The sequence below is a fragment of the Mycobacterium sp. 3-98 genome, from assembly GCF_035918355.1.
Classification (GTDB): Bacteria; Actinomycetota; Actinomycetes; order Mycobacteriales; family Mycobacteriaceae; genus Mycobacterium; species Mycobacterium intracellulare.
In genome coordinates, this window is sequence record NZ_CP142360.1 from 5,304,470 (window position 1) to 5,319,171 (window position 14,702).

Sequence of the window (14,702 nt, forward strand, 5' to 3'; positions counted from 1 at the left end):
GATGCCTCGAGCACCGGCGCCGCATCAGTTCAGCTGAAGTCCGGGGCCCTCAGAATCTCGGGTGCTGACCGACGAGCTTGGCCCGCGGGCCCGCCTTTCCACCTTTGCCGACCGTGCCCAACACCCAGCAATCCAGGTGCCGTGCGGTCAGGATGGCCAACGCGCGGTCGGTGTCTTCCGGGGCCACGACGGCGATCATGCCGACGCCCATGTTGAACGTCTTCTCCATCTCTTCGCGTGTCACCCGGCCGCGCTGAGCGATCATGGCGAACACCGGCGCGGGCGTCCAGGTGCCGCGGTCCATTTCGGCGACCAGCCCGTGCGGGATGACGCGCGCCAGGTTTCCGGCCAGTCCACCGCCGGTGACGTGGCAGAAGGTGCGGACGTGGGTTTCGGCACACAGCGCGAGACAGTCCTTGGCGTAGATGCGCGTGGGCTCGAGCAGCTCTTCCCCCAGGGTGCGGCCGAACTCTTCGACGTAGCCTTCCAGGTTCATCCGGTCGATCTCGAGGAGCACCGTGCGGGCCAGCGAATACCCGTTGGAGTGCAGGCCCGACGATCCCATCGCGATGATGACGTCGCCGGGTTTGACCCGATCGGGCCCCAGCACGTCGTCGGCCTCGACGACCCCGATGCCGGTGGCCGAGATGTCGTAGTGGTCCGGTTCCATCAGGCCGGGGTGTTCGGCCGTCTCGCCGCCGAGCAACGCGCAGCCGGCCCGCACGCACCCTTCGGCGATGCCACTGACGATGGCGCTCAACCGTTCCGGCACGGTGCGGCCGACGGCGATGTAGTCCTGCAGGAACAGCGGCTCCGCGCCGCACACCACGAGGTCGTCGACCACCATCGCCACCAGGTCCAGCCCGACGGTGTCGTGCTTGTCCATCGCCTGCGCGACCGCCAGCTTGGTTCCGACGCCATCGGTGGAGGCCGCGAGCAACGGCTCGCGGTAGTCGCCGCGTAACGCGAACAAGCCGGCGAATCCGCCCAAGCCGCCCCGCACCTCGGGTCGCGTGGCCTTCGTCGCCAGCGGCTTGAACAGTTCGACGGCGCGATCGCCGGCTTCGATATCCACCCCGGCCGACGCGTAGGTGATGCCCTGACTGCCTGCGTGGCGCGCGGGGCTCTTTCCGGGATCCGTCATCGCGATAAAGGCTACCGGGCGGCGCTGACCGCCGGTATCAAACGTCGGCGAAGGAGCGCAACCGAGTCAGTGCACCACCGGCACTTCGTCGGCCGCGAGATCGTCGAGCCCGGCACCGCGCGCGGCGTTGGCGAGCATGTGCTCGATGACGTTCTTGCCCAGCGCGGTCTCCTCGGGCAGCTCGATCGGATACTGGCCGTCGAAGCAGGCGGTGCACAACCGCGAGGCCGGCTGTTCGGACGCCGCGACCAGGCCGCGCAGCGAGATGTAGCCCAGCGAGTCGGCACCGATGGCGTGTCGCACCGCCTCGAGCATCTCCTTTTTGTCTTCGACCGCGTTCGCGATCAATTCGGCCGGCGACGGGAAGTCGATGCCGTAGAAGCATGGCCACTTGACCGGGGGCGACGCGATGCGCACGTGCACCTCGACGGCGCCGGCCTCGCGCAGCATCCGCAACAGCGCGCGCTGGGTGTTGCCGCGCACGATGGAGTCGTCGACGACGATGAGCCGCTTGCCGCGGATCACCTCGCGAAGCGGGTTGAGCTTCAGCCGGATACCGAGTTGGCGGATGGTCTGGGACGGCTGGATGAAGGTGCGCCCGACGTAGGCGTTCTTCATCAGGCCCTGGCCGTAGGGGATGCCCGACTCCTGCGCGTAGCCGACGGCCGCCGGGGTGCCCGACTCGGGCACGCCGATCACCAGGTCGGCCTCCACGGGGCGTTCACGGGCCAACCGGCGGCCGATTTCCACCCGGGTCGCGTGCACGGACCGGCCGGCGATCGTGCTGTCGGGCCGGGCCAGGTACACGTACTCGAAGACGCAGCCCTTGGGGGTGGGGTTGGCGAAACGCGTGGAGCGGACGCCGTCGGCGTCGATCGCCAGCAATTCACCCGGCTCGATGTCGCGCACGAACGAGGCGCCGACGATGTCGAGCGCGGCCGTTTCGGAGGCCACCACCCAGCCGCGGTCCAGCCGTCCGAGCGAAAGGGGCCGCACCCCATGCGGATCGCGGCACGCGTACAGGGTGTTCTCGTCCATGAAGGTCAAACAGAACGCGCCGCGCACGGTCGGCAGCAGGTCCAGCGCCGCCTGCTCCAACGTGGAGTCGGCGGCGCCGTGGGCCAGCAGCGCGCCCAGGATGTCGGAGTCCGTCGTCGCCGGGGCCGGGGCGCGTTTGGCGATCAGGCCCTCATCGCGGGCGCGGGCGGCGAGTTCGGCGGTGTTGACCAGATTCCCGTTGTGCCCCAACGCAACCCCGGTGCCGGCCGCGGTGTTGCGGAACACCGGCTGCGCGTTCTCCCAGGTGGTGTCGCCGGTGGTGGAGTACCGGCAGTGCCCGATGGCGACGTGGCCCGGCATGGCGCCCAGCGTCTGCTCGTCGAACACCTGGCTGACCAAACCCAAGTCCTTGAAGACCAGCACCTGCGACCCGTCGGCGACGGCGATACCGGCGGCTTCCTGCCCGCGATGCTGCAGCGCGTACAAGCCGTAATAGGTGAGTTTGGCGACGTCCTCGCCCGGGGCCCAGACCCCGAATACGCCGCATTCCTCACGGGGTGCGTTGAAGTCCTCGTCGGGCTCTTGGGCGGTCACGATTCGGCGGCTCCCCGGGGAACGGTTGGTGACGCTAGGGAGTCTACGGGCACCGGGGCCGAGCCGCCGAATCCACCAGGCGTGTTGAGCGACGAAATACCCGCACCAAACCCTAAAGATGCAGTTCAGGGTTGCATTCAGCCCACATCGAACAACGGCAGGCAGTGGTCAATCTCACCGGCTCGGGAGCCGGAAAGACGCAGCGTACCGGTGCCCTTCGCCTCAGCGAACGACAACTTGCCGGTGGCCAGCAGCAGCCAGGTCCGCGGATCGGTCTCCACCACATTCGGCGGAGTGCCGCGGGTGTGCGTGGGGCCGGCGACGCATTGCACCGCCGCGAACGGCGGGATCCGCAGCTCCACGCTTCGTCCCGGCGCCACCGCGGCCAGGGTGCGGGCGGTGAGCCGCACGGCCGCCGCCAATTCGTCACGGCTCGGTGCCGGAGTGGTTTCGTCAGCCAACCATTGCGCCACGGCCAACACGGCCTGCCGGGTCTTGGCCGGATCGGCCTTGTCGCGCGGCGCCATACCCTAGGGTCTCAAAACCATGGAGCCCCGTCGCTTGCGGGAGCGGCCACCGTACAAGACCGTCGGCCTGGTGACGATCGTGGTCATGGCGCTGATCGTGTTGCTGCTGTATGGGCAGTTCCGGGGCGACCTCACGCCCATTACGCAATTGACGATGGTGGCCCCGCGGGCGGGGCTGGTGATGGACCCCGGGTCCAAGGTCACCTACAACGGGGTCCAGATCGGCCGCGTGTCGAGCCTTTCGGAGGTCACCCATCGCGGCAAGCCGGCCGCGAAAGTGGTGCTGGACATCACCCCGAAGTACGTCAAGCGGATTCCGGCCAACGTCGCCGCCGACATCAAAGCGACCACGGTGTTCGGCAACAAGTACGTTGCGCTCAGCGCGCCGAATCACCCTGCGGCGCATTCGATCACGCCATCCATCGTGATCGACGCGACTTCGGTGACAACCGAGTTCAACACCTTGTTCGAAACGGTCACCTCGATCGCCGAGAAGGTCGATCCGGTCAAAGTGAACCTGACGCTCAGCGCGGCCGCGCAGGCGTTGACCGGACTGGGTGAAAAGCTCGGCCGGTCGCTGATCGACGGCAACGCCATCCTCGACGACGTGAACCCCCGGATGCCGGCGCTGCGCACCGACATAGCGCAGCTGGCGGCCCTCGGCGACACTTATGCGCACGCCTCCCCCGACCTATGGGACGCGCTGGACCACGCGGTGACCGCAGCGCGCACGCTCAACCGCCAGCAACGCGATCTGGATCAGGCGCTGCTGGCGGCCGCGGGATTGAGCAACGCCGGCGCGGATGTTCTCGGTCGCGCGGGGCCGTACTTCGCGCGCGGTGCCGCGGATTTGGTCGGAAGCAGCCAGCTGCTCGACGAGTACAGCCCCGAAATCTATTGCACCATATACAATTTCGATGAAGTCGCGCCCAGGGTCCACAACGCGCTCGGCGACAACGGGTACTCGCTGGGCGCCCACGCCTCGGGCGCTATCGCCGGCGCACCCAATCCGTACATCTGGCCGGAGAACCTGCCCCGAACCAACGCCCGCGGCGGACCGGGTGGGACACCGGGGTGCTGGCAGAAGATCACGCGAGAACTGTGGCCCGCCCCGTTCCTGGTCATGGACACCGGCGCGAGCATGGCTCCCTACAACCACTTCGAGGTCGGTTCACCGCTCGCGGTCGACTTCGTGTGGGGCCGCCAACTGGGCGACTACACCATCAACCCCTGACGGCGCCCCGAGACCTCGCGGCCAACACCGCGAGGGCGCCGGCCTCGTTGATGGCAAGGTGGGCCAGCATCGGTGCGGCGAGGCTGCCGGTGCGATCGGCCAGCCAACCGAACAGCCAACCGCCGATGCCGGTGACCAGCACGGTGGCCGCCACGGGCTCACCGGTCGCGCGGGCACCGGGGATGTGCGAGAGGCCGAAAGCGATGGCTTGCAGCACCCTTCCGCCGCGTCTGCCGAACGCCGCGGAGCCGGCGGTGGCCAGCGCCGCGCGGAAGGCGGACTCCTCGGACCACACCGTGCCCACGGGTATCCGCACCAGCAGCCAGTCCCGCGCGGAGGCGGGCGTTTCCCGGACGGCCATCGATTGGCGCACCGGTGGCAGGCGGGTGGTCGCGGCCACCGTGCTCGCCGCCGAGAACGCGACCGCCGACCCCAGCCGCAGCCCGGCCCACAACCGTGGCGGCCCCAGGCCCAGCGGGGCCCGCGTCACCAGCACCAGCGCGCCCCCCAGGCCGGCCTGCAGCGCCACCCGCCACCGGGCCGGCAGCCGCGGGCCGGCGAAGCTCCAACCGACCAGGGCGGCGGCCAAAGACAGGGCGTAAGCTTGACGAGAACGCCTGGCAGGCATCAGGATTCGATGCTGGCGCTCATCCGAAGAGCCGCGGCAGCACCGACTCGGAGGTCTCGCGCAGTTCGGCGAGGGAAACCGTGAACAGTCCCTGGACCTCCACCTCGTCGGAGGCCTGGTCGACGACGCCGATGCGCACCGCCGGCAGACCGCGCGCCTCGCACATCGAACGGAACCGGCTCTCCTCGGTGCGCGGCACCGCCACCAGCACGCGGCCCGCCGACTCGGAGAACAACTGCACGAACGGATCGGCACCCTCGGGAAGCACGATGCGACAACCGGTTTCACCGGCCAGGGCCGCCTCGACCACGGCTTGGGCGAGGCCGCCTTCGGACAGGTCGTGCGCCGCGGACACCAGGCCGTCGCGCGACGCCGAGCGCAACACCTCGGCCAGCAGCCTTTCGCGGTCCAGGTCGACCTTGGGCGGTAACCCGCCCAGGTGATCGGCGGTCACCTGCGCCCACACCGATCCGTCGAACTCGTCGCGCGTATCGCCCAGCAGCATTAGCGTTTCGCCCGGCTCGGTGCCCAGGCCGGTGGGGATGCGGCGACCGACGTCGTCGATGACGCCGAGGACCCCGACCACCGGGGTGGGCAGGATCGCCGTCGACCCGGTCTGGTTGTAGAAGCTGACGTTGCCGCCGGTGACCGGAATCCCCAGGGCCGCACAGCCTTCGGCCAGGCCCCGCACCGCCTGGGAGAACTGCCACATCACGCCGGGGTCTTCGGGCGACCCGAAGTTGAGGCAGTTGGTCACCGCGACCGGGGTGGCGCCGGTGACGGAGACGTTGCGGTAGGCCTCGGCCAGGGCGAGTTGGGCGCCGGCGTAGGGATCCAGCTTGGTGTAGCGGCCGGACGCGTCGGTCGACAGCGCGATACCGCGGCCGGTGACCTCGTCGACGCGGAGCATGCCACCATCGGCGTGCTCGGCCAGCACGGTGTTGCCCCGCACGTACCGGTCGTACTGCTCGGTGATGAACGCGCGGCTGCACAGATGCGGGCTGCCCAGCAGGGCAAGCAAAGTCGCGCGCAGCTCGTCGCCGGTGGCGGGCCGCGGCAGCCGCGTCGAGGCGTCGGCGTTCAGGGCGTCCTGGGTGTCGGGGCGAGCGACCGGACGCTGGTAGACGGGGCCCTCGTGGGCGACCGTGCGCGGCGGCACGTCGACCACGGTCTGACCGTGCCAGGTGATCCGCAGCCGGTCGCCGTCGGTCACCTCGCCGATCACGGTGGCCAGCACGTCCCACTTGCGGCATACCGCCAGGAAGGCGTCGACGTTCTCCGGGGTGACCACCGCACACATCCGCTCCTGGGACTCGCTGCACAGGATCTCCGCGGGCGTCATGCCGGTGGTGCGCAGCGGCACGTTCTCGAGCTGGATCGCCATGCCACCGTCGCCAGCCGACGCTAATTCCGAAGTGGCACAGGATAATCCGGCACCACCCAGGTCCTGTATGCCGACCACCAGGTGCCCGGCATACAGCTCGAGGCAGCACTCGATGAGCACCTTCTCCATGAACGGGTCGCCCACCTGGACCGACGGCAGTTTCTTGCGCGAGTTCTCGGCGTCGAAGGTGTCCGACGCCAGCACCGACACGCCGCCGATGCCGTCCAGCCCCGTGCGCGCCCCGAACAGGATGATCTTGTTGCCGGCGCCCGAGGCGAACGCCAGATGCAGGTCCTCCTGCCGCAACACACCGACGCACATGGCGTTCACCAACGGGTTGCCGGCGTAGCACGCGTCGAAGACGGTCTCACCGCCGATGTTGGGCAGACCCAACGAGTTGCCGTAGCCGCCGATGCCGCGGACCACGCCGTCGACCACGCGGCGGGTGTCCGGCGCGTCGGCCGCGCCGAACCGAAGCTGGTCCATCACCGCGACCGGCCGCGCGCCCATCGCCATGATGTCGCGGACGATGCCGCCGACACCGGTGGCCGCGCCCTGGTACGGCTCGACGTAGGAGGGATGGTTGTGCGATTCCACCTTGAAGGTGACCGCCCAGCCGTCGCCGATGTCGACGACGCCCGCGTTCTCGCCGATTCCGGCCAGCATGCCGGCGCGCATCTCGTCGGTGGTGGTCTCGCCGAAGTAGCGCAGGTGCACCTTGGACGACTTGTACGAGCAGTGCTCGCTCCACATCACCGAGTACATCGCCAGTTCGGTGTCGGTGGGGCGACGCCCCAGGATCTCGCGAATGCGCTGGTATTCGTCGTCTTTGAGGCCCAGCTCACCGAACGGCTGCGGCTCGTCGGGGGTGGAGGCGGCGTGCTCGACGGTGTCGATCGCGTGGGTGCGCGCACTCGTCCCGGAGACAGTCACGGGACACAGTCTAGGGCTGGACATCGGCAAGGCGCTCTCGCCGCCCTACCGGGCGCGACGAACGTTTGCACCTGTAGTCGGCGGGTAGCCGCACAGTGTCCGAAGATCAATCAACCGGAGTACGAAATGACAGTTGAAACCGGACACATCACCGGCACCAAAGACAAGAACTACAACCTGATTTGGTACACCGAGAAGTGCCTCGACAACGCGTTGCGGTTAGAGACCTACATCCAGGACGCCGAGCGCGCCGGGGACAAGGACGTGGCCGAGTTGTTCCGCAAGGCGCAATCAGACAGCCGCAAGGGCGCCGAGATGGCGGAACAGCTGCTGGCCAAGCGCCTCTAGCCGGCGATCTCGGCCAGCGCCGCGGCCGTATCCAGGTCGGCGTAGGCGAACGAATACCGTTGGGCCAGCGCGAGCGCGATGTCGGGGCGCTGCCAGAGCTCCCCGGCGCTGGCGGTGCACAGCCACAGGGTCAGCCCGTGCGCCACCGAGGCCCGGTACCGCAGCCAGACCTCATCGGGGCTCGGCATCTCCGCTTTCGGCAGGCCGAGCGCACCGCGGTACTCCTCGAGGAGATCGCGCTCGCTGCGGCGGCGATCCTCGACGGTCAGGGCGCCCTGCAGGAAGTAGCCCAGGTCGAGTGACCAGTTGCCGCGCCGGGCCACCTGCCAGTCGAGGAACCCCACCTCGTCGCTGGGCAGCAGGTAGGTGTTGCCGATGTGCGGATCGCCGTGCAGCAGGGTCTGCGGCGACGCGGTCAGCGTTCTGATGTAGGGCTTCCAGATCGATTCGATCAGCGCGTCGATGGTCAGCGAGGTCACCTGCTCGGGGGCGTCCGGGCCGAGGCGTTCCAGCGCGGCTGGCAGCGGCGCCATTTCCATGCCGTCCCAGGGCAGGAACGGCTCGAGCCAATCGAGCGCCGGCTCGGTCAGAACCCGTTGGCCCCAGTACCGTCCGTGCATGCGGGCCAGGCCGCGCACGCCGGTGGCGACCTGCTCGACGGTCATCGGCCTGGTGGCGTCGCGGGGATCGGCGCCGCGCGCGGTGAGGTCTTCCATGACCATCACGAAGTCGTAGGCGTCCTCGTCGATCAACGCGGTGTAGACGCGGGGGTGCTCGAGGGGCAGATCGACCCCGCAGGTGAACAGCCGCGGCTCGTGAAACATGCCGCTGGTCATGCGGATCAGTTCCTTGTGGTCGGGGTCGGCGGCCTTGACGAACACCGACGCCGGTCCGCTGCCGTTGCGGTAGGTCACCCCCAGGCGGGCGCGCCGGTTGGTGCCGTCGTCGCGAACCTCCACGGTGACCGTGTCCACCTCGACGCCGGGATGCGCGGCGGCCAGCGCCGCAGACATCCACTGCGGCGAGATGTCATCCCAGGTCGTGGGCACCGACAACGCGGGGGCATTCATGGGTGGACTCCTTCGTCACGGATCACCGGCATAGAAACGACACGTATCGTTTCCTACACTTGTCCCGGTGAAGGTAACCCGAGCGCACGCCCGCCCGCCAGTCCCGAATCGGTTCGCCGCCGCAACCGGCCGCACCTAGGCTCGGCCCACATGTCAGACGAGCGGGCCGGACGGCCCCGCGACACCCGGCTGCATCACGCGATCCTCGATGCCACCCGCGAACTCCTGACCACCGGCGGCTACGCCGAGTTGTCGATGGAAAGCATCGCGGCGCGCGCCGGCGTGGGGAAGAAGACCCTCTACCGGCGCTGGCCATCGAAAGCCCCGCTCGTCGCCGAGGCCGTCCTGGAGACGTACGGCGGAACCGGATCATTTCCCGTCGCCGAGACCGGGGACCTGCGCGCCGACCTACAGGCGTGGCTGCGCGAGCACGCCGACTTCCTGGCGCGGCCGTCGAACGCCGCGTTGGTGCGGGCGCTCATCGCCGCGGCGGCCGCCCGCCCGGCCGATGGCGACGATCTCTACCAGCAGCTCAGCGCGCCCCAGCTGGACGGGTTGACGACGCGACTTCGCCGGGCCGTCCGGGACGAGGAACTGAGCGCCGCCGCCGACCTCGACGCGATCGCCGAGGCGCTGATCGGCACCATGCTGTTTCGCGCGTTAACCCACGGGGGCGCAACCGATTTCGCTGCGGAGGGACCGCGAACTTTCGATGGGCTGCTCGACGCGATCCTGCACGGCGCGGCCACGACCAAGCCCGATTAGGCCGTCAGGCCGGCGACAAGAACGCGTGCATCGCCGCCGAATAGGCGGCCACGTCGTGCGCGCCCATCAGCTCGCGGGCGGAATGCATCGCCAGCTGCGCGGCGCCGACGTCGACGGTGGGGATGCCGGTGCGCGCGGAGGTCAACGGTCCGATCGTTGATCCGCACGGCAGGTCGGCCCGGTGCTCGTAGCGCTGCAACGGAACCCCGGCCTGCTGACAGGCCAGCGCGAAGGCCGCGGCGGTGCGCCCATCGGTGGCGTAGCGCAGGTTGGGGTGCACCTTGAGCACCGGACCCGCGTTGACGGCGATCGGGTGGCCGGGCTCGTGCCGCTCCGGGTAATTGGGGTGGGTGGCATGTGCCATGTCCGCGGAGGCCAGCAAGGATGCCGGCAGCCGGCGCAGGTAGTCCTCCCGGGTGCCGCCCGCCGCCAGCACAATTCGCTCGAGGACGGTGCCCAACAAGTCCGATTGCGCGCCGTGGTCCGAGGACGAGCCGACCTCCTCGTGATCGAAGAGCACCAATACCGGCAGGTAGCCCGCGCCCTGCGCCACAGCCAGCAGCGCCTCGAGCCCCGCGTAGCAGCTGGCCTGGTTGTCCAGCCGGGGGGCACTCAACAGGTCCGCAGTTCCGTTGTCCGACGCGCCGATCACCGTCGAGGCGGTCAGGTCGTGCGTCATCAGGTCGGCGGCCAGCACGTCGGTGGGTGCCACGTCGGCGCGCTCGGCGACGTAATCGACGAAGGACCGGGCCGTCTCACCGACACCCCACACGGCGTTGACGTGTCGCTGCGGGTCCAGGGTCAGCGATTTGCGGTCGTCGGCCAGGTGGATCGCGAGCTGCGGCACCCGCAGGATCGGCTCGTCGATCCGGACCAGGCGGTGCGCGATCCCGGTGCTTTGATCCTTCGCCCGCACCGACAGGCGGCCGCTGATTCCCAGATCGCGGTCCAGCCACGAGTTGAGCCACGCGCCCCCATAGGGCTCGAGCGCCACGACGCGCCAGCCGGCGACCACCCGGTCGGGGTGCTGCTTGACCCTGAGGTTGGGGCTGTCGGTGTGTGCTCCGACGATCCGGAACGGCCCGTCGGGCGCTTGCGAATTCCAGGCGACCAGCGAGCCCGCCCGCACCGTGAAATAGCGCCCGGGTTCGGACGGCCATGGTTCGGCCTCGCTCAGTTCGATGTACCCGGCGGCGAGCAGCCGGGCGGCCACCGTGGCGCAGGCGTGAAATGGCGACGGAGACGCGTCGATGAACTCGCAGAGACCCTGCGCGCTCGCTGAGGACTTCGTCTGGTTTCGAGGCCCGCCGGACATGGTGAACATCATGGCTGTCCGGCCCCGCGGGGCTCACGCTAGGGTCGATTGCGCGCTCCTTGCTCGCGCCGCTTCCGGCGCTCACCGTCGCCACGCTGCCCCCGATTGCGCGCTCCTTGCTCGCGCCGCTTCCGGCGCTCACCGTCGCCACGCTAGGGTCACCAGAGTGCCCCCCGTCCAGCCGCAACCGATCCTCGCGCCGCTGACGCCCGCGGCGATCTTCCTCGTGGTGACCATCGACGACGGCGGCGAGGCGACCGTGCACGACGCGCTGCAGGACGTCTCCGGGCTGGTGCGCGCGATCGGTTTCCGCGAGCCGCAGAAGCGGTTGTCGGCGATCGCCTCGATCGGCTCGGATGCCTGGGACCGTTTGTTTTCCGGGCCGCGTCCCGCCGAGCTGCACCGGTTCGTCGAGCTGAAGGGCCCACGTCACCACGCTCCCGCCACCCCCGGGGACCTGTTGTTCCACGTCCGGGCCGAGAGTTTGGACGTCTGTTTCGAACTGGCCGACCGCATCCTGAAATCGATGGCCGGCGCGGTCACCGTGGTCGACGAGGTGCACGGCTTCCGGTATTTCGACAACCGCGACTTGCTCGGATTCGTCGACGGCACCGAGAACCCGGACGGCCCACTTGCCGTCAGCGCCACCGCGATCGGCGACGAGGATCCCGACTTCGCCGGCTCCTGCTATGTCCACGTGCAAAAGTACGTGCACGACATGCCCTCGTGGAACTCGATATCCGTCACCGAACAGGAGCGCGTGATCGGCCGCACCAAGCTGGAGGACATCGAACTCGACGACGACGTCAAGCCGGATGACTCCCACATCGCCCTCAACGTCATCACCGACGACGAGGGCACCGAATTGAAAATCGTGCGGCACAACATGCCCTTCGGCGAGCTCGGCAAGGGCGAGTACGGCACGTACTTCATCGGTTATTCGCGCACGCCCCAAGTCACCGAGCAAATGCTGCGCAACATGTTCCTCGGCGACCCGCCCGGCAACACCGACCGCATCCTGGACTTCTCCACCGCCATCACCGGCGGATTGTTCTTCTCCCCCACCGTCGACTTCCTCGATGACCCCCCGCCCCTGCCCGCACCGCTGGCGGCGGAAACGTCTGTTGCACAGGACGGCTCACTTTCGATCGGCAGTCTGAAAGGATCCACTTCATGAACAACCTCTATCGCGACCTGGCGCCGATCACCGAAGCCGCCTGGGAAGAAATCGAATTGGAGGCGACCCGGACATTCAAGCGCCACATCGCCGGGCGCCGGGTCGTCGACGTCAGCGAGCCCGGCGGCCCAGTGGCCGCCTCGATCAGCACCGGTCGGCTGGCCAACGTGGCCTCGCCCACCGAGGGCGTGGAGGCGCACCTGCGCGAGAGCAAACCCCTTGTACGGCTTCGTGTTCCGTTCACGCTGTCGCGCTACGAGATCGACAACGTCGAGCGCGGCGCCAACGACTCCGATTGGGACCCGGTCAAGGCGGCGGCAAAGAAACTCGCGTTCGTGGAGGACCGCGCCATCTTCGAGGGGTACGCCGCGGCATCGATCGAGGGCATCCGTTCGGCCAGCTCCAACAAGACGCTGACGTTGCCGGCGGATCCCAGCGAGATCCCCGACGTCATCACCCAGGCGATCTCCGAGCTCCGCCTGGCCGGTGTGGACGGCCCCTACTCTGTGCTGCTGTCCGCCGACGTCTACACAAAGGTCAGCGAGACGACCCAACACGGATATCCGATCCTCGAACACATCGACCGGCTGGTTCCCGGAGACATCATCTGGGCCCCGGCGATCGACGGTGCCTTCGTGCTGACCACCCGCGGCGGCGATTTCGACCTGCAGCTCGGGACCGACGTGACGATCGGCTACACCAGCCATGATGCCGACACCGTGCAGCTGTATCTACAGGAGACGCTCACCTTCCTGTGCTACACCGCCGAGGCGTCCGTCCCGCTGAGCCCGTAGAAGCAAACGTCGTCGGCATTTCGCTAAAGGTCCAGCACCACCTCGGTTTCGGGAGCCGCCGAACAGATCAGTACCGTCTCGCCGGCCGGCGGCTCCAGCGGTTCCTGAATGTAGGTCGTCGTCCCGGCGACGATTCCGGTAACGCACACATGACACACGCCACTGCGGCAGGAGTAGCGGGTCGGCACATCGCAGGCTTCGGCGAGATCGAGGATGCTGCGGTAGCCCGGCGACCAATTGACCGTTAACCCGCTGCGGGCAAACGTGATCGGTGGTCCCGTGCCCGGCGGCCCGGCGGGCTGATGGGGCGGTGTGCGCGTGCCCGTTTCGACGACGCCGGGATTGATCGCAGGCAGCGCACCGAACAGCTCGCTGTGGATCAGAGCGGGGGCGAATCCGATGTCGACCAGCTCTGCGCGGATATCCGTCATGAATTGTGTTGGCCCGCAGAGGTAAACGACGCCATCGGTCGGCAGCCCCAACGCCGCGACGGCATCTCGGGTCAGGCGGCCCTGCGTTTCGGTGTAGAAGACCTGCTGCCGGGCGTGGGGCAGCGACTCGATCAGCGTCGCGACTTCCGCTGCAAAGGGCTGGGTTTGGCGATTGCGAGCGGCGTGCAGCCACCAGATGTCACGGCCGCTGCCCTCCACGGCGAGTGCATGCAACATCGCGAGCACCGGTGTCGCGCCGATTCCAGCGGAAAAGAGCACTACGGGACGGCGGTCCTCGGCGAGGCAGAAGTCGCCGCGCGGGGCGGCGGCGGTTATCAGCATCCCCGGTTGGGCGTGGGCGTGCAGCCAGCCACTCACCAATCCGTGATCCTCCCGCTTGACGCTGATGCGGTAGTACCCGGCCGACGGGTCGCCCGACAGGGAATAGCTGCGCAACGGCGCCGGGTCACCGGCCCCGGGAATCTTCACCGTGAGGTACTGCCCCGGAAGCGCCGGTGGCAGCGGATCCCGGTCGTCGGCCTGCAGCCGGATCGAGAGCACTTGCGGGCTCTCCCGGCATACGTCGGTGACCCGGAGGTCTCGAAATCCCTTCCATCCAGGCTCGACTGGGGCGGGGGAGGCCGTCGCGGCCGCACCATCGTGGGCGCCCAGCATGTCGTGAAAAGACTGTTGCCATCCCGGGCTAAGCGCCGGAACATCGACGGCCTCGCGCAGCCGTTCGACGCTGCGGTTCGGCAGGTAGAGCAACGCGTCGACCTCGGCGACGCTGAGCTGATGACGGCCGCGGCGGGTCCGGAGGATGTCGTCTCCGGCCCGCACCCGGCCCTCGGTGATGACCCGGAAATAGAAACCCGGACGATGCTGGGAGACAAGCAGATTGGGCATGTCGGGCTCGTCGAGTCGAAGACCCACCCGAAAGCACGTGACTCGCGGCTGGGTGACCTCGAATTCGGCGTCGCCGATGCGATAGCGGTCACCGATGCATACCTCGTGGTCAGCAAGCCCGGTGACGGTGAAGTTTTCGCCGAAATGTCCGGGCCGCAGGTCGGTGCGGCCCAGGTAGGTCTTCCAGAAGTCATAGGACTCGCTCTGGTACACCATCACGGCCCGTTGTTCCCCGCCATGGCCGGCGAGGTCACCCTGGCCGTCGCCGTCGATGTTGAGCCGACGCACCATGACCGGCCCCTGCACCGGTGTCTTCCAGATGCCGGTGAAGACCGTTTTGTCTCGCCATCGGACGTCTTTGGGCATGCCCACGTTCACCGAAACAAGCGTGCCCACCATGTCACCTCGAACCAGCTCGTCATGGCACCGGCCACCCAACTGGGATGGTTGGCC

13 protein-coding genes are annotated in these 14,702 nt (G+C 68.5%); 5 read left to right on the plus strand and 8 right to left on the minus strand.

Annotated features, from left to right (window positions below; genetic code table 11):
* Positions 1-49 precede the first annotated feature (49 nt).
* The 3 genes from purM to QGN30_RS24885 all read right to left on the minus strand — a co-directional run bounded on the left by purM (position 50) and on the right by QGN30_RS24885 (position 3,264).
* Positions 50-1,144, minus strand: coding sequence for a phosphoribosylformylglycinamidine cyclo-ligase (gene purM / locus QGN30_RS24875; RefSeq protein WP_009955025.1), 1,095 nt, complete (start codon positions 1,142-1,144; stop codon positions 50-52).
* Positions 1,145-1,210: 66 nt separating this feature from the next.
* On the minus strand, positions 1,211-2,737 hold the full coding sequence (gene purF / locus QGN30_RS24880; protein ID WP_014381785.1) for an amidophosphoribosyltransferase: 1,527 nt from the start codon (positions 2,735-2,737) through the stop codon (positions 1,211-1,213).
* Positions 2,738-2,874: 137 nt separating this feature from the next.
* Complete coding sequence (locus QGN30_RS24885) at positions 2,875-3,264, minus strand: sterol carrier family protein (RefSeq protein ID WP_009955028.1); 390 nt, start codon at positions 3,262-3,264, stop codon at positions 2,875-2,877.
* Between the two features lie 19 nt (positions 3,265-3,283).
* Here QGN30_RS24885 and QGN30_RS24890 point away from each other — a divergent pair, with 19 nt between their 5' ends.
* Positions 3,284-4,498, plus strand: a complete 1,215-nt coding sequence (locus QGN30_RS24890) for an MCE family protein (RefSeq protein ID WP_248923382.1) — start codon at positions 3,284-3,286, stop codon at positions 4,496-4,498.
* Here QGN30_RS24890 and QGN30_RS24895 read toward each other — a convergent pair.
* Both QGN30_RS24895 and purL read right to left on the minus strand, forming a co-directional pair.
* Positions 4,488-5,126 (minus strand): Rv0804 family intramembrane glutamic endopeptidase, encoded by a 639-nt coding sequence (locus QGN30_RS24895; RefSeq protein WP_248923381.1) that lies wholly within the window; start codon positions 5,124-5,126, stop codon positions 4,488-4,490. The two genes, QGN30_RS24890 and QGN30_RS24895, sit on opposite strands and share 11 nt — an antisense overlap.
* A gap of 19 nt (positions 5,127-5,145) precedes the next feature.
* Entirely contained in the window at positions 5,146-7,443 is a 2,298-nt protein-coding gene (gene purL, locus QGN30_RS24900) for a phosphoribosylformylglycinamidine synthase subunit PurL (protein WP_009951915.1), read from the minus strand.
* 126 nt (positions 7,444-7,569) lie between these two features.
* Between purL and QGN30_RS24905 the strand changes: the two genes are divergently transcribed.
* On the plus strand, positions 7,570-7,791 hold the full coding sequence (locus QGN30_RS24905; RefSeq protein WP_008263898.1) for a hypothetical protein: 222 nt from the start codon (positions 7,570-7,572) through the stop codon (positions 7,789-7,791).
* On the opposite strand, the gene QGN30_RS24910 is transcribed toward QGN30_RS24905, so the two are convergent.
* Complete coding sequence (locus QGN30_RS24910) at positions 7,788-8,861, minus strand: phosphotransferase (protein ID WP_009951917.1); 1,074 nt, start codon at positions 8,859-8,861, stop codon at positions 7,788-7,790. The genes QGN30_RS24905 and QGN30_RS24910 overlap by 4 nt on opposite strands.
* A gap of 150 nt (positions 8,862-9,011) precedes the next feature.
* On the opposite strand from QGN30_RS24910, the gene QGN30_RS24915 reads away from it, so the two are divergent.
* Positions 9,012-9,626 carry a TetR/AcrR family transcriptional regulator gene (locus QGN30_RS24915; protein WP_014383801.1) on the plus strand — a complete coding sequence of 205 codons (615 nt, stop codon included), beginning with the start codon at positions 9,012-9,014 and terminating at the stop codon, positions 9,624-9,626.
* Positions 9,627-9,630: 4 nt separating this feature from the next.
* Here the strand turns inward: QGN30_RS24915 and QGN30_RS24920 are convergent, their stop codons facing one another.
* Complete coding sequence (locus QGN30_RS24920; protein WP_326567451.1) at positions 9,631-10,950, minus strand: M18 family aminopeptidase; 1,320 nt, start codon at positions 10,948-10,950, stop codon at positions 9,631-9,633.
* A 157-nt stretch (positions 10,951-11,107) separates the two neighbouring features.
* Here QGN30_RS24920 and QGN30_RS24925 point away from each other — a divergent pair, with 157 nt between their 5' ends.
* Complete coding sequence (locus QGN30_RS24925; RefSeq protein ID WP_145011878.1) at positions 11,108-12,118, plus strand: Dyp-type peroxidase; 1,011 nt, start codon at positions 11,108-11,110, stop codon at positions 12,116-12,118.
* A complete protein-coding gene (locus QGN30_RS24930) occupies positions 12,115-12,912 on the plus strand; it encodes a family 1 encapsulin nanocompartment shell protein (protein WP_067174695.1) in 798 nt (265 codons plus the stop codon). The genes QGN30_RS24925 and QGN30_RS24930 overlap by 4 nt, the downstream gene beginning before the upstream one ends.
* A gap of 23 nt (positions 12,913-12,935) precedes the next feature.
* On the opposite strand, the gene QGN30_RS24935 is transcribed toward QGN30_RS24930, so the two are convergent.
* Positions 12,936-14,645: an MOSC and FAD-binding oxidoreductase domain-containing protein gene (locus QGN30_RS24935; protein ID WP_326567452.1), complete on the minus strand. Its 1,710-nt coding sequence runs from the start codon at positions 14,643-14,645 to the stop codon at positions 12,936-12,938.
* Positions 14,646-14,702 lie beyond the last annotated feature (57 nt).

Bases quoted from the DNA above. Each gene is read 5' to 3' on its own strand.
- QGN30_RS24885 (WP_009955028.1), bottom strand. From the start codon at position 3,264: ATGGCGCCGCGCGACAAGGCCGATCCGGCCAAGACCCGGCAGGCCGTG.
- QGN30_RS24895 (WP_248923381.1), bottom strand. From the start codon at position 5,126: ATGCCTGCCAGGCGTTCTCGTCAAGCTTACGCCCTGTCTTTGGCCGCC.
- QGN30_RS24910 (WP_009951917.1), bottom strand. From the start codon at position 8,861: ATGAATGCCCCCGCGTTGTCGGTGCCCACGACCTGGGATGACATCTCG.
- QGN30_RS24890 (WP_248923382.1), top strand. From the start codon at position 3,284: ATGGAGCCCCGTCGCTTGCGGGAGCGGCCACCGTACAAGACCGTCGGC.
- QGN30_RS24920 (WP_326567451.1), bottom strand. From the start codon at position 10,950: ATGTTCACCATGTCCGGCGGGCCTCGAAACCAGACGAAGTCCTCAGCG.
- QGN30_RS24930 (WP_067174695.1), top strand. From the start codon at position 12,115: ATGAACAACCTCTATCGCGACCTGGCGCCGATCACCGAAGCCGCCTGG.
- QGN30_RS24905 (WP_008263898.1), top strand. From the start codon at position 7,570: ATGACAGTTGAAACCGGACACATCACCGGCACCAAAGACAAGAACTAC.
- purM (WP_009955025.1), bottom strand. From the start codon at position 1,144: ATGACGGATCCCGGAAAGAGCCCCGCGCGCCACGCAGGCAGTCAGGGC.
- QGN30_RS24915 (WP_014383801.1), top strand. From the start codon at position 9,012: ATGTCAGACGAGCGGGCCGGACGGCCCCGCGACACCCGGCTGCATCAC.